Here is a 15,881-nt window from a genome sequence, read left to right on the forward strand (position 1 = left end):
CGTGCCGGAGCCAGACCACCACCAGGACCACGGCGAGGAACGGGACCTCGACCGTGTAGCCGTCATCGGCATGGCGGGCCGCTTCCCGGGCTCCCCCGACATCGACACCTTCTGGTCCCACCTCGAACAGGGCCGGGAGGGGATCACCGCCTTCTCCGACGCCGAACTGATCGCCGACGGCGTCGACCCCGCCCTGCTGCGACGGGACGACTACGTCAGGGCCAAGGGCTTCCTGGAGGACGCCGACCTGTTCGACGAGGGCTTCTTCGGCTACAGCCCCCGCGAGGCGGAGATCATGGACCCGCAGCACCGGGTCTTCCTCGAATGCGCCTGGCACGCCCTGGAGTCGGCCGGCGTGGACCCCCAGGGCTTCGACGGCCGGATCGGTGTCTTCGCCGGGGCGGGCTTCAACTCGTACCTGCTGTTCAACCTGATGAACAACCAGCCGGTGCTGGACTCCGCCGGCATGTACCAGGTCCTGCTCGGCGGCGACAAGGACTTCCTCGCCACCCGGACCTCGTACAAGCTCGGTCTCAGGGGCCCCGGTGTCACCGTCCAGACCGCCTGCTCCACCTCGCTCACCGCGGTGCACCTGGCCTGCCAGAGCCTGCTGAACGGCGAGTGCGACATCGCCCTGGCCGGCGGGGTCTCCGTCTCCGCGCCGCTGCGCGCCGGCTACCTGTACGAGCCCGGTGGCATCCTGTCGCCCGACGGGCACTGCCGTGCCTTCGACGCGCAGGCGTCCGGAACGGTCGCCGGCAACGGGGTGGGCGTGGTGGTGCTGCGCCGCCTCGCCGAGGCCCGGCGGGCCGGGGACACCGTCGACGCCGTCGTCCTGGCCTCCGCCGTCAACAACGACGGCTCCCTGAAGGCCGGTTACACCGCGCCGAGCGTCGACGGCCAGGCAGACGTGATCGCGGAGGCGCTGGCCCTGGCCGACGTGGACCCGGCCACCGTCGGCTACGTCGAGACCCACGGCACAGGCACCCCGCTCGGCGACCCCATCGAGATCGCCGCCCTCACCCGGGCGTTCCGGGACGGCACCGACGAGCAGGGCTACTGCGCGATCGGCTCGGTGAAGAGCAACGTCGGCCACCTGGACGCCGCGGCCGGGGTCACCGGCCTGATCAAGGCCGTCCTCGCCCTGAAGCACCGGGCCGTCCCGCCCACCCTGCACTGCGGGACACCCAGCCCCGATCTCGCCCTGGACACCAGCCCGTTCTACGTCAACACCGCCCTGCGCCCGTGGCCGCGCACCGGCGAGCCGCGCCGGGCCGGCGTCAGCTCCTTCGGCATCGGCGGCACCAATGTGCACGTCGTCCTGGAGGAGGCGCCGGCCACCGCCCCGGCCGGCCCGCACCCCGGCCGGCCGCTGCGGCTGCTGACGCTGTCCGGGAAGACGCCCGCCGCGCTGGCCGACAACGCCCGCCGCCTGGCCGACCACCTGGAACGCCACCCGGACACCGACCTGGACGCCGCCGCCCACACGCTGGCCTGCCGCAGGCCCGCCTTCGACCACCGCGCCACCGTGGTCTGCCACACCCCGGAGAACGCGGTGGCGGCACTGCGCGACCTCGCCGAGGCCGCCCCCACGCCGGCGGCCGGCGAACGGGCCCCGGTGGCCTTCCTGTTCCCCGGCCAGGGCGCCCAGTACGTGGGCATGGGACGCGAACTGTACGAGCGGGAGACGGTGTTCGCCGCGGAGTTCGACCGGTGCGCCGACCTGTTCACCGCGCACCTCGGTCACGACCCGCGCGGCCCGGTCCTCGCCCCCGACGGTGACGGCGAGGCGACCGCCCGGCTCACCCGCACCGAGTTCGCCCAGGCGGCCCTCTTCTGCGTCGAGTACGCGCTCGCCCGGCTGTGGTCCTCCTGGGGTGTGACGCCGCGGGCCATGGCGGGACACAGCGTCGGCGAGTTCGTCGCCGCCACGCTGGCCGGGGTGTTCTCCCTGCCGGACGCGGTGCGCCTGGTCGCCGCCCGGGGGCGCCTGGTGGCGACGATGCCCCGGGGCGCCATGCTGACGGTGTTCCTGCCCGAGGCCGAGACCACCGCGTGGCTGGAGGAGGGACTGACGGTCGCGGCCGTCAACTCCACCGCCCTCACCGTCGTCTCCGGCGGCGAACAGGCGATCGACGGTCTTCAGGCGCGGCTGAAGGCCGCCTCCGTGCCCTGCCGCCGGCTGCACACCTCGCACGCCTTCCACTCGCCCGACATGACCGGCGCCGTCGAACCCTTCACCGACGAGGTGCGCAGGGCCACCCTGAAGCCCCCTCGGATCCCGTTCCTGTCCGATGTCACCGGCACCTGGATCACCGACGAGCAGGCCACCAGCCCCGAGTACTGGGGCAGCCACCTGCGGCAGCCCGTCCGCTTCCGCGACGCCCTCGACGTCCTGCTCGCCGACCCGGCCCTGGTGCCCCTGGAGGCCGGCCCCGGACAGACGCTGGCCAACTTCGTCCGCGCCCACCGCTCCTGGACGGCCGGCCGGACCGTCGTCGGCTCCCTGCCGCACCCCGGCGACCGGACCGGCGAGGCCGCCTTCCTGCTGACGAACCTGGGCGCGCTGTGGAGTGCGGGGGCCGTCGTGGACTGGGCGGCCTTCCACGGCGACGAGCAGTCGCGCCCGGTACGGCTGCCCGGCTACGCCTTCCAGCGACGGCGCTACTGGGTGGAACCGGCCCCGCGGACCGAGGCCGGCCGGACGGCACCCGCGGACCGTCGGAAGGCACCCACGGACGCCTCCGCGGCCGACCTGTTCGCCGGCCCCGGCTGGAGACGCATGCCGTTCACGCCCGCGCCGCGGGACACCCCCCGCGGAGGCGTCTGGGTGCTGCTCGGTGCCGAACTCCCCCTGGGAGGCGCACTCGCCGCGCGGCTGACGGCCGCGGGCGAGCGGGTCGTCCCGGTGCGTGCCGGTGACACGCCGGGTGAGGACGGCGACGGCGGGTGGACCGCCGGCCCCGCCGACCGCGAGCAGCTGGCCGCGCTCCTGCGCTCCCCGGCCGTGCGGGAGGCCGGCGGGGGCCGGGCGGTCCACCTGGTGCACCTGTGGAGCACGGGCACCGCCCCAAACGACGGGCCGCCGACCGGGCAGCGGCTGGACGAGGCACGGCGGCTCGGCTTCGACAGCCTGCTCGCCCTCGCCCAGGCCCTGGCCGACGCCCGCATCGGAGCGCCGGTGACGCTGGACGTCCTGTGCCGCGGCGTGTTCGCCGTGACGGGGGACGAACCGCTGCAACCGGAGAACGCCACCGTGCTCGGCGCCTGCACGGTGATCCCGCAGGAGGTGCCCGGCGTCGCCTGCCGCACCCTGGACATCACCGGCGCCGACCCCCACGACCCCGGCGACGGTCCGGTCCGGGCCGTGCACGCCGTGCTGGCCTCGCCCCCCGACGAGCCCGAGCTCGCGCTGCGCGGACGGCACTGGTGGCGCCGGGAATTCGACCGGGTGACGCTGGACGGCGCCCGGCGCACGGGCCTGCGCGACGGCGGCGGCTACCTGATCACCGGCGGCCTGGGCGGCATCGGCCTGGCGACGGCCGAGCACATCGCCCGCACCGTGGACCGGCCCGTGCTCGGCCTCCTCGGCCGCTCCCCGTTCCCCGCCGAGGACGCCTGGGACGCCTGGCTCGCCGACCACGACCGGCAGGATCCGGTCGCCGTCCGCATCCGCCGGCTGCGGCACCTGGCCGAGCTGGGCGCCCGGGTCGTCGTCCTCCGGGCCGACGTCACCGACGAGGGGCAGACGGCGCGGGCGGCCCAGCGGGTACGCGACCTGGCGGGCGCCCTGAACGGCGTCGTGCACGCCGCGGGACGGCCCTCCCAGGGCATGATCCTCACCAAGTCCCGGGCCGAGGCCGACGACGTGCTCGCGGCCAAGACGCTGGGCACCCTGGTGCTGGACCGCGTCTGCCGCGACGACCGGCTGGACTTCCTGCTGCTGTGCTCCTCCGTCACCGCCCTGCTGGGCGGCCCCGGCCAGAGCGACTACGCCGCCGCCAACGCCTTCCTGGACGCGTTCGCCCAGTGGAAGCGGCAGTCCGGCGACACCGCCGTCACGGCCGTCGGCTGGGACACCTGGCGCGAGGTCGGCATGGCGGCCGGGCTCCAGGACCGGCTGGGCACCGGCACACCGGCCTCCCCGGCCGCGCATCCGCTGCTGGACGGCCTGGTGCACACCGGCCCCCGATCGCGCACGTACTCCACCACGTTCAGCACCGCGTCCCACTGGATCGTCGACGACCACCGCATCATGGGCCACGGCCTGGTGCCCGGCACCGCCTACCTGGAACTGGTGCGGGCCGCCGTCGCCGACCAGGCCGCCGGCCGCTCCGTCGAGCTCGGCGACGTGCAGTACCTGACCCCTGTCGTCGTCCCCGACGGGCAGAGCCGCGAGGTGTTCACCACCGTCGAGGAGCGCGACGGCCAGTGGCGGTTCGCGGTGCGCAGCCGCACCGGCGCGGGCGCCTGGACCGAGCACGCGCTGGGTCGCGTGGCCTTCCACGACCCCGCCCCCGACACGGTCCTGGACCTCGCCGCGCTCGCCGCCGGCTGCGGTGTCACCCAGGTCCTGGACACCGCCGAGGCGATCACGGAGGGCCTGCGGCTGGACCGGTTCCAGCACGGCGGACCGATCGAGTTCTCCTTCGGCCCCCGCTGGGACTGCATGCGCCGGATCGAGGCCGGTCCGCGGCAGCTGTTCGCCACCCTCGAACTCGGCGCCGAGCACGCCGGCGACCTGGACGACCACCTGCTGCACCCCGCGCTGCTGGACGCCGTCGGCGGAACCGCCCGGGTCTACGCCACCGACACGTACTACCTGCCCTTCAGCTACCGCGGCCTGCGCGTCCACCACGGTCTGACCCCGACGGTCCACTGCCATGCCCGGCTGAAGGAGTCCACCGACGCCACCGGCGAGACCATGACCTGCGACCTGACGGTCCTCGACCCGGACGGCCGGGTGCTGGTCGAGGTGGCGGACTTCACGATCAAGCGGATCAACGACCTGGAGGGCCTGCGGGACCAGATCGCCCGCTCCGCCGCGCCGCCCCCCGAGGCGGGCCCCGACGGTCCGGACGGCACCGCCGGCGGCATCCTGCGCGCCCTCGGCGAGGGCATCAGCGAACAGCAGGGCCAGGACGCCCTGGCCCGCGTCCTGGCCGCCGCGGACCGGCCCGGCCATCTGCTGGTCTGCCACCGCGACATGGCGGACCTGCGTGACCTGGCCCGCTCCCTGACCCCCGAGCTGCTGGCCCAGGAGATGGAGCAGTTCGCCCCGCCCGGGGGCGTCCACCCGCGCCCCGACCTCGACACCCCCTTCCTCGCCCCGCGCACCGAGCGGGAACGGGCCGTCGCCGGCATCTGGTGCGACGTCCTCGGCCTGGAACGGGTCGGTGTCGACGACGACTTCTTCGCCCTGGGAGGCCACTCGCTGGCCGCGGTCCGCATCGGCGCCCGGATCAAGAGCCTGCTCGGCGTCGACCTGGACCTCAGGGCGTTCTTCGACCGCCCCACCGTCGCGCACACCGTCGGCCTGCTGACCGCCGGAGCGGCCGCACCGGCGGCCGAGGACAGCATCGAGGTCCTCGCCCGCGACGACCGCGGCGCGGACCCGGAGCTGCTCGACGACCTGTCCGACGAGGAAGTGGAAGCCCGGTTGCGGGCCCTGCTGGCGGCCGAGGGAGAGCATTCATGAGCGGCCCGGCGGCCCCGGTGGCCCTGGTCTCCGGCGGCACCCGGGGCATCGGCCGGGCGATCGCCCTGCGGCTGGCCAGGGACGGCTTCGACATCGCGGTGTGCTACGCGTCCGCCGACGCCGCCGCCCGCGAGCTGGAGAAGGAGATCACCGCGCTCGGCCGCCGGACCTGCGTGCGCCGCGCCGACGTCGCCGACCCGGACGCGGTGGACAGCCTGGTCGAGGAGGCCGAGGACACGCTCGGCCCGCTCGACGCGGTGATCGCCTCGGCCGCGGTGCTGCGGGACAGCCCGCTGACCGCGATGGAGGACGACGACTGGCACGACGTGCTGCGCACCAACCTCGACGGTGTCTACCACCTCTGCCGCTCCGTCATCGAAGGCATGGTCCGCCGTCGCCGCGGCGCGCTCGTCGCCCTGTCCTCGCTCGCGGGCATCCACGGCAACGCCGGACAGACCAACTACGCCGCTTCCAAGGCCGGGATCATCGGCTTCACCACCTCACTGGCCCGGGAAGTGGGCCGCTACGGGATCCGCGCCAACGTGGTGGCGCCCGGCTTCATCACCACCGATCCGGTGCTGGCCCTGCCGGAGGACCTGCGGGACGACTTCGCGCGGCGCATTCCGCTCGGCCGCTTCGGCCGCCCGGAGGAGGTCGCCGACCTCGTCTCCTTCCTGGTGTCGGACCGTGCCGGATACATCACCGGCAGCACCTTCCGGATCGACGGCGGTATGGGCGGCTGACCCCGGCGCCCGTACCCAGGGACCACCCGAACACCCCGACGCGTCGGCGGGAGCGCGGCCGCGGGAGTTCCTCACCGCGGCGTCCGCCGCCGAGACCGACGATCAGGAGAGCGACGCATGACCGACATCGACCTGACCAGCCTCACCCCGGAGCAGAAGCGCGCGTTGCTGGCGGAGCGGCTGCGGCGCCAGGGCGACGGACGGCCGCCGGCGCGCGAGCGGCGGTTCGCCGCGTCGTTCCCCCAGCAGCGCATGTGGTTCCTGGACCAGCTCACCCCGGGCAGCGCCGCCTACAACATCCCGGCGGCGGCGCGGGTGCGCGGCCCGCTCGACGTGGAGCTCTGGCGCCGCAGCCTCGCCGAGATCGTCCGCAGGCACGAGTCGCTGCGCACCACGTTCGACGAGGCCGACGGTGAGCCGGTGCAGGTCGTGCACGACTCCGGCGAGCTGGAGCTGACCGTCGTGGAGTGCGGGCACCTGCGCGGCCCCGACGGGGAGGCGGGCGTCGAGGAGCTGGCACGTCAGGAGTTCGCCCGCCCGTTCGACCTGGGCACCGGGCCGCTGATGCGGATGAAGTTCCTGCGGCTGGCGGCCGACGAGCACGTCCTGCTGCTCACCATGCACCACATCGTCGCCGACCTGTGGTCGACGTCGGTCTTGTTCGGCGAGCTGACCGCCCTGTACCGGAGCCATCTCACCGGCACCGCGGCGGAGCTGCCCGCACTGCCCGTGCAGTACGCCGACTACGCGGCCTGGCAGCGCAAGAAGCTGGCGGGCCCGGGTCTCGCGGCGGAGCTGGAGCACTGGCGCAGGACGCTCGAAGGCGCCGCACCGGTCCTTGAACTGCCCACCGACCGGCCCCGGCCCGCCGTACTGGGCACGGCCGGCGATTCGCGGCCCTTCCACCTGCCGGCCTCGGTGATGAACGGCGTGCGCGAGCTGAGCCGGCGGACCGGTGTCACCCCGTTCATGACCCTGCTCGCCGCCTACGTCGTACTGCTGCACCGCTACAGCAGGCAGGAGGACATCGTCGTCGGAGTGCCGGTGGCCAACCGGGGGCAGTCCCAGATCGAGCCGCTCATCGGCTACTTCGTCAACACCCTCGCCATCCGCAACGACGTCTCCGGCAATCCGACGTTCACCGAACTGCTCGGCCGGGTGCGCCGCTCGGCCCTCGACGCCTTCGCCCACCAGGAGGTGCCGTTCGAGCGGCTGGTGGAGGAGCTGTCGCCGGAGCGGGACCTGTCCCGGTCACCGCTCTTCCAGGTGTCGTTCGTGTTCCAGAACATCCCGGTGCCCGAGTTCGACGCCGGAGGGCTGAGCTTCGAGCTGCTGGAGGTCGCGAGTTCCAGCGCGCGGTTCGACCTCGAACTGCAGGTGTTCGAGCAGGGCGACGCGCTCGGCGGCTGGTTCGAGTACAACACCGAGCTGTTCGACGCGGCCACCGTCGACCGCATGGGCGGCCATCTGAAGGTGCTGCTCGACAACCTGCTCGCCGACCCCGGCCGGCCGGTCCTGGACGTGCCGCTGCTCACCGAGGCCGAGGAACGCGAACAGCGCAGGGAGTGGGAGGACACCCGCCACGACTGGCCCGACCGGCTCCTCACCCACCAGCGCGTCGAGCAGCAGGCGGCGCTGCGCCCGGCCGCCGAGGCGGTGTACTGCCAGGGCGAGACCCTCACCTACGCCGCGCTCGACGCGTCCGCGAACCGGCTGGCCCGTCGGCTGAAGAGGCTCGGCGTCGGACGGGACGTGCTGGTCGGGGTGTGCCTGGAGCGCTCGCTCGACATGGTCGTCGCGGTACTGGCCGTGCTGAAGTCGGGCGGCGCCTACGTGCCGGTCGACCCGAAGCTGCCCAGCGAGCGCATGGCGTTCATGATCGAGGACGCCCGGCTGCCCGTCGTGATCACCCAGCGCGCGGTGGCTCCGGCCCTGCCGGAGTCCGGGGCCGTGACCCTGTGCCTGGACGAACTGCGCGAGGAGATCGCCGCCGAGTCCGCCGGCCCCCTGGACGAGCCGGTCGCGGGCGAGGACCTCGCCTACGTCATCTACACATCGGGCTCGACCGGGCGCCCGAAGGGCGTCCAGCTGCCGCACCGCGCGCTGCACAACCTCTTCCGCGCCATGAAGCAGTGGCCGGGCATCGACGCCGACGACAGCCTGCTCGCGGTCACCACCCTGTCGTTCGACATCGCCACGCTGGAGTTGCTGCTGCCCCTCGTCGAGGGCGCCCGCGTGGTGCTCGCCACCCGTGAGGTGGCCACCGACGGCAAGCTGCTGGCCGACGAGATGGCCACCACCGGCGCGACCATGATGCAGGCGACCCCCTCCACCTGGCGGATGCTGCTCGACGCCGGCTGGCCGGGCCGGCCGGGGCTGCGCGGGCTGGTCTGCGGCGAGGCGCTGCCCCCCGACCTGGCCCGGCGTCTGCTGGCCAAGGGCGTGGAGCTGTGGAACATGTACGGCCCGAGCGAGACCACCATCTATTCGCTGGGCACCCGCATCGTGGACGACACCGTCACCATCGGCGTGCCGATCGCCAACACCGAGGTGCACATCCTCGACCCCGGGGGCCGTCCCGTGCCGCCGGGCGTCCCCGGTGAACTGTGCATCGGCGGCGCCGGTCTGGCGCGCGGCTACCTCGGCCGGCCGGAGCTGACGGCGAGACAGTTCGTCGCCAACCCCTTCGAGTCCCGCCTCGCCGACCGTCTGTACCGCACCGGAGACCTGGTGCGGCGCCGGGTGGACGGCCGCATCGACTACCTCGGCAGGCTCGACCACCAGGTCAAGCTGCGCGGCTACCGGATCGAGCTCGGCGAGATCGAGTCGGTGCTGATGTGGCAGGAAGAGGTGCGGGACTGCGTCGTCGTGGTCCGCGAGGACCAGGCGGGCGACCAGCGCCTGGTCGCCTACCTGGTGTCCGACCCGGCGGCCGGCGCCGTCGACGAGCTGCGCCGCCGGCTGCGGGCAGCGCTGGCCCGGAAGCTGCCCGACTACATGGTCCCGGCCGCCTTCGTGTTCCTCGACGCGCTGCCGCGCACCCCGAGCGGCAAGACCGACCGGGGCGCGCTGCCGGCACCCGAGCCGGGACAGCAGACGCGAGCGGCGGCGGCGTACGTCGCGCCCCGCGACCCGCGGGAGCGGGCCCTGTGCGAGCTGTTCGCCCAGGTGCTGAACGTGCCCAGGGTCGGTGTCGACGACAGCTTCTTCGCCCTCGGCGGGCACTCGCTGCTGGCCACCCGACTGGTGGCCAGGATCCGCGCCGCGCTCGGCGTCGAGCTGCCGGTGCGCGCGCTGTTCGAGCAGCAGACCGTGGCCGGGCTGGCCGGGCTGCTGCGGCAGGGCGGTGACGACCCGCGTCCCGCACTGACCCGGATGCCCCGGCCCGAGGTGCTGCCGCTGTCGTTCGCCCAGCGGCGGTTGTGGTTCCTGCACCAGATGGAGGGCCCGTCGCCCACCTACAACCTGCCGCTGGTGCTGCGCCTGACCGGCGCGCTGGACGTGGACTGCCTGCGGGCCGCCCTCGCCGACGTCGTCGCCCGCCACGAGGCGCTGCGCACCGTCTTCCCGGACACCGGAACGGTGGCCCGCCAGCACGTCCTCGACCCCGGGCAGGCGCGGCCCGCGCTGCCGGTGACCGAGGTCGACGACGCCGGTCTGGACGACGCCGTGGCCGCCGCGGTCCGGCACGCGTTCGACCTGACCTCGCAGATCCCCCTGCACGCCGAGCTGTTCGCGGTCGGCGCCGACAGACACGTACTGGCCGTCGTCGTGCACCACATCGCGGCGGACGGCTGGTCGCTGACGCCGCTTCGGCACGACCTGGCGACCGCCTACCGGGCACGGCTGGCCGGCCACGCCCCCGAGTGGACACCGCTGCCCGTGCAGTACGCCGACTACGCCCTGTGGCAGCGCCGGTACCTCGGGGCGCCGGACGACCCCGCCGGCACGTGGTCGCGCCAGCTCGACTACTGGCGCGGCGCGCTGGAAGGCCTGCCGGAGCGGATCGCCCTCCCGGTCGACCGGCCGCACCCCGCCGAGGCGTCCCACGACGGCGACACGCTCACCTTCCGGTGGGACACCGGCCTGCACGAGGGCCTGGCCCGCCTGGCCCGCGACTGCGACGTCAGCCTGTTCATGGTGCTCGACGCGGCGCTGGCGGTGCTGCTCGGCCGCCTCGGCGCCGGGACCGACATCCCCATCGGTGTGGCGACCGCGGGACGCGAGGACCAGGCCACCGAGAACCTGATCGGTTTCTTCGCCAACACCCTCGTGCTGCGCAACCGGACCTCGGACCGCCAGACGTTCCGGGAACTGCTCGCCGAGGTGCGGGAGAACACCCTCGACGCGCTCGCCCACCGCGACCTCCCGTTCGAGGCGCTGGTGGACAGCCTCCGGCCGGCCCGGTCGCTGGCGCATCACCCTCTCGTACAGGTCATGCTCTCCTGGCAGACCGTCACCGACGAGACCGTGGACCTGCCCGGGATCGAGACGGCGCCGATGGTGATGAGCACCGGCACGGCGCGCATGGACCTGGTCTTCCTGCTGCGCGAGCACCTCGCGGGCGACGGCACACCGGCCGGCCTCGACGGCGGCATCGAGTACAACGCCGACGTCTTCGACCCCGAGACCGTACGCACGATGGTGCGCAGGCTGCGCCAGGTGGTGCTGGCCGTGATCAGCGACCCCGACCGGCCCATCGGCGACATCGACCTGCTCACGCCCGCCGAACGGCACCGTCTGCTCGTGGAGTGGAACGGGGCTGAGGGCGAGGTGCCCGCGGCGGGACTGCACGGACTGTTCAGGGCGCAGGCCGCCCGCACCCCGGACGCCGTGGCCGTCCGCCACGGCGGGGAGCGGCTGACCTACGCCGAGCTCGACGAGGCCACGGACCGGCTCGCCGCCCGGCTGCGCGAGCGGGGGATCGGTGCGGACGGGGCCGAGGACGCGGTGTGCCTGCTGATGGAGCGTTCGCTGCGGCTGCCCGTGGCGATCCTTGCCGTGATCAAGGCCGGCGGCGTGTACGTGCCGCTGGACCCCCGCTACCCCGGATCGCGCATGCGGTTGATCATGGCCGACACCGGGGCGAAGGTGCTGCTCGTCGACGGCGACGGGCTCAGGCACCCCGGCGCCGAAGGGGTGGAGGTCCTCGACCTGGCCTCCGAACCGGCCGCCGCGGACGGCACGGCCGACGGCGTGACGCTCACCTTCGAGGGCGGTCCGGACCGGATGGCGTACATCATGTACACCTCCGGGTCCACCGGGCGGCCCAAGGGCGTCGCGGTCACCCATGGCAACGTGGCCGCTCTTGCCGCCGACCGCCAGTGGCGCGGCGGCCGTCACCGACGCGTGCTGATGCACTCCCCGACCGCGTTCGACGCCTCCACCTACGAGCTGTGGGTGCCGCTGCTGTCCGGCGGCGAGGTCGTCGTCGCCCCGGCCGGGGAACTCGACCCGGACGTCCTGGTGCGTACCGTCCGGGAACACGACGTCACCGCGGCCTTCTTCACCACAGCGCTGTTCAACCTGCTGGTCGAGCGCGACGCCTCGGCGCTGGCCGGGCTGCGCGAGGTGCTGGCCGGCGGCGAGGCCCACGCGCCGCTGGTGTTCGCCAAGGCGCGGGCCGCCTGCCCGCGGACCGCCTTCCACAACATCTACGGGCCGACGGAGACGACGACCTTCGCCCTGCTGCAGCACATGGGCGAGGTGTCCGACGGCAGTCTGCCGATCGGCATGCCGATGGACGGCACCCGCGCCTATGTCCTCGACGAGCGGCTGCGGCCGGTGCCGACCGGCGTCCCCGGCGAGCTGTACCTGGCCGGCTCCGGCCTGGCCCGCGGCTATCTCGGGCAGCCCGCACTGACCGCCCAGCGGTTCGTCGCCTGCCCGTTCGGTGCGCCGGGCGAGCGCATGTACCGGACCGGTGACCTGGTCCGCCGACGGACCGACGGGCGGGTGGAGTACCTCGGCCGGACCGACGACCAGGTCAAGATCCGCGGCTTCCGCATCGAACCGGGCGAGATCCAGAAGACGCTCGGCGCACACCCGGCCGTCGCCGACGCCGCCGTGGTGGTGCGGCACAAGCCCTCCGGCGGCAAGGACCTCGTCGGCTACGTGGTGCTCGCCGACGGCGCGCACGCCGAGCCCGCCGGGCTGCGGGCCCACCTGGCCGAGCGGCTGCCGCAGTACATGGTGCCCGTCGCGGTGCTGGTGCTCGACGCGTTCCCCATGACGGCCAACGGCAAGATCGACCGTCGTGCGCTGCCCACGCCCGGCCTCGGCACCGACAGCGCGTCCCGGCCGCCGGCGACACCGGCCGAGCGGACCCTGTGCGCCGTGTTCGCCGAGATCCTCGCGGTGCCCGACGTCGGTGCCGAGACCGGCTTCTTCGACCTGGGCGGCGACAGCATCCAGGCCACCCAGCTGGTCGCCCGGGCCCGCACGGCCGGGCTGGTGTTCACCGTCCGGGACGTGTTCACCCACCAGACGGTGGCGGGCATCGCCCAGGTGGCGAGGGCGGCCGGCGAGGAGACCGGGGCGGGCGTCACCGACGTCGGCACCGGCGAGATCCCGCTGCTGCCCGTCATGGAACGGCAGCGGCGACTCGGCGGCTCGGTGGTCGGCTTCGACCTGTCCGCGACCGTCGGACTGCCCTCCGACGTGGACCGGGAGCGGCTGACCGCGGCGCTGCAGGCGGTCGTCGACCGGCATGACGCGCTGCGCACCCGGCTGGTGACCGGGCCCGGCGGGCAGTGGTCCCTGCACGCGGACGAGCCCGGCACGGTCCGGGTCGCGGACATCCTGCACCGGGTCGGCACCGGCGGCCTGACCGAGACGGAGGCGCGAGCACGCGTCGCCGAGGAGACGGCCGCCGCCAGGCGGCGGCTCGACCCGGCCCGGGGGGCGATGCTCCAGCCCGTGTGGTTCGACGCCGGTCCCGGGCGCGCCGGCAGACTGCTGCTCGCCGTGCACCACTTCGCCGTGGACGGCGTGTCGTGGCGGATCCTGCTCTCCGACCTCGCCACGGCCTGGGACGCGGTGGCCGCGGGCCGCGAACCGGTCCTCGCGCCGGTGGGGACCTCGCTGCGCGGCTGGGCGACCCGGATGGCCTCCACCGAGAACATCGCCCGGCACCGCGCCGAACTGCCCGTGTGGCAGGACGTGCTGAGCGACGCCCCGCCGCTGGTGGCCGGGGAACCCGACGCGGACCGCGATGTCACCGGCACCGAGGGGCGGCTGTCGGTGACCCTGCCGGCCGAGGACACCGGGCCGCTGGTCGGACAGGTGCCCGCGGTGCTGCGCAGCGGCATCCAGGACGTCCTGCTGACCGCCTTCGGGCTGGCTGCCGGACGGTGGCGGGCCCGCCGGACCGGCGACGGCAACGCCGGACCGGTGGTGCTGGACGTGGAGAGCCACGGCCGGCACGAGCACCTGGCCGACGGCGTCGACCTGTCCCGCACGGTCGGCTGGTTCACCAGCGTCCACCCGGTCCGCCTCGACTGCGGCGCGGTGTCCTGGGAGGCGGTGACCGGGGCGGGCGGCGAGCTGGCGGCCGCGCTCGCCCGCACCCGCGACCAGCTGCGCGCGATCCCGGAACGCGGCCTCGGCTACGGACTGCTGCGCCACCTCGACCCGCGGACCGCACCGCTGCTCGCGGCACTGCCCACCCCACAGGTGCTGTTCAACTACCTCGGCCGGGTGCCCGTCACCGACGAGGAGACGCCGTGGCTGCCGCTGCGGGACGACACCGCGCCCGCCACCACCGGCGCCCGGCCGCTGCCCTACCCGCTGGAGGTCAACGCGGTCACCCAGGACGGCCCGGACGGCCCCCGGCTGGTGGCCCACTGGAGCTGGGCGTCCTCGCTGCTCACCGAGGACGAGGTCCGCGAGCTGGCGGACACCTGGTTCGACGCGCTGCGCGCCGTCACCCGCTGCGCCCGCGCGGTCGAGGCCGGCGTGCTCGAACCGGTGCACGGCGACGCGACGCCGCCGGAGAGCGAAGCCGCGCCCGCCGGCGCGGTCGACCCGCTGCACGCGCCGATCCCCAGGGCCGACCGCGGCGACGGCGCCGGGCTGTCCTTCGGACAGCTGGAGTTCCTGCTCCAGCCGGTGGGCCCCGACCACGCCCATCACGGCGTCATCACCGCCTGGCGGCTGCGCGGCGAACTCGACGTCCCCGCACTGCGCCGGGCCCTGGACGACCTGATGCGGCGGCACGACATCCTGCGCACCCGCTACGTCCGACGGGGCTCGGCCACCCTGCAGTTCGCCGACGGCATGCCCGTATGGCCGGTCGACACCGTCGACCTGCGCGGCCACCAGGGCCGGGAACAACGGGAGAAGCTGCGCGCACTGCTCACCGCGCAGACCCGGGTGCCCTACCGCATCGAGGACGGGAACCTGGTCCGCGGACTGCTCGTGCGGCTCTCCGACACCGAGCACGCGCTGGTCCTCGTCGCCCACCACATCCTGGTCGACCACTGGGGCTTCCTGGTGATCGTCGGCGAGCTGTCGGAGCTGTACGCGGCCCACCGGACGGCGCGTCGGCCCGACCTGCCCGACATACCGGTCCAGCACCTGGACTACGCGGCGTGGCAACAGGGGCTGCTGGCCCGGGGTGCCCTCGACGAGCACGTCGAGCACTGGCGCAAGGAACTGGACGGCGCCGCACGCGTACTGGACTTCGACGCCCCGGCACACCAACTGGACGACTTCGTCACCGGCTACAGCCACGGCGTCGTGATCGGATCCGAGGTCATGACGGCGGTGAAGGAGGCCGCGCGCCGCGAGGGCGTGACGCTGTTCATGATGCTGATGTCCGCGTTCCACGTGCTGCTGCACAGCTACTCGGGCGCGACCGACATCGCCGTGAGCCACCCGCTGGCCGGCCGCGAACGGCCGGAGACCAAGTCGATGGTCGGCCCGTTCATCAACGTCATCGTGAACCGGTCCCGGATGGCGGACGACCCGACCTGCCACGAGCTGGTCCAGCGGGTGCTGCGCAGCGAACTCGACGCCTACACGCACCAGAACGTGCCGCTGCGCGCCCTCGTGCACGACGGCCTGATCGGCGACGGCAACCAGCTGCCGCTGCGCGTCATGCTCAACCTCCTCGGCGTGCCGAGCGACGAGCTGAGCCTGGACGGGCTCGACGTGGAGCCGCTGGACGTGCGGGTCGGCGACGAGAGCCCGCTGCCGGAGCTGGTCATCGCCATCGAGCCGCACAACCTCGACCTCTACCTGGTGGCCCGCGAGGTCGAGGGCGAACTGCGCGGCCTGTGGGTGTACTCACCGGACCGCATCGCACCCCCGGTCATGGGCGCGCTGGTGCGCCAGTGGCCGAGGGCCCTGGAACTCGTCGCCCGCCACCCGGAACTCACCGTCTCCCGACTGCGCGCACACCTGCGGACCTGACACACGACCAGGCCCGCGCCCCACCG

3 protein-coding genes are annotated in these 15,881 nt (G+C 74.2%); all 3 read left to right on the forward strand.

Annotation, left to right across the window (positions count from 1 at the left end):
• The first annotated feature begins 1 nt into the window (after position 1).
• Positions 2–5,698: an SDR family NAD(P)-dependent oxidoreductase gene (locus tag VKA29_RS23605; protein ID WP_324787956.1), complete on the forward strand. Its 5,697-nt coding sequence runs from the start codon at positions 2–4 to the stop codon at positions 5,696–5,698.
• A complete protein-coding gene (gene fabG, locus VKA29_RS23610) occupies positions 5,695–6,441 on the forward strand; it encodes a 3-oxoacyl-ACP reductase FabG (RefSeq protein ID WP_324787957.1) in 747 nt (248 codons plus the stop codon). Before VKA29_RS23605 ends, fabG begins: the two co-directional genes overlap by 4 nt.
• Before the next feature lie 117 nt (positions 6,442–6,558).
• Positions 6,559–15,855 carry a non-ribosomal peptide synthetase gene (locus VKA29_RS23615; RefSeq protein WP_324787958.1) on the forward strand — a complete coding sequence of 3,099 codons (9,297 nt, stop codon included), beginning with the start codon at positions 6,559–6,561 and terminating at the stop codon, positions 15,853–15,855.
• The last annotated feature ends 26 nt before the right edge of the window (positions 15,856–15,881 follow it).

The organism is Streptomyces sp. H51, from assembly GCF_035656535.1.
Taxonomy (GTDB): Bacteria; Actinomycetota; Actinomycetes; order Streptomycetales; family Streptomycetaceae; genus Streptomyces.

Excerpts from the sequence above, each read along its gene's own strand:
- fabG (WP_324787957.1), top strand. The coding sequence starts at position 5,695 with ATGAGCGGCCCGGCGGCCCCGGTGGCCCTGGTCTCCGGCGGCACCCGG.
- VKA29_RS23615 (WP_324787958.1), top strand. The coding sequence starts at position 6,559 with ATGACCGACATCGACCTGACCAGCCTCACCCCGGAGCAGAAGCGCGCG.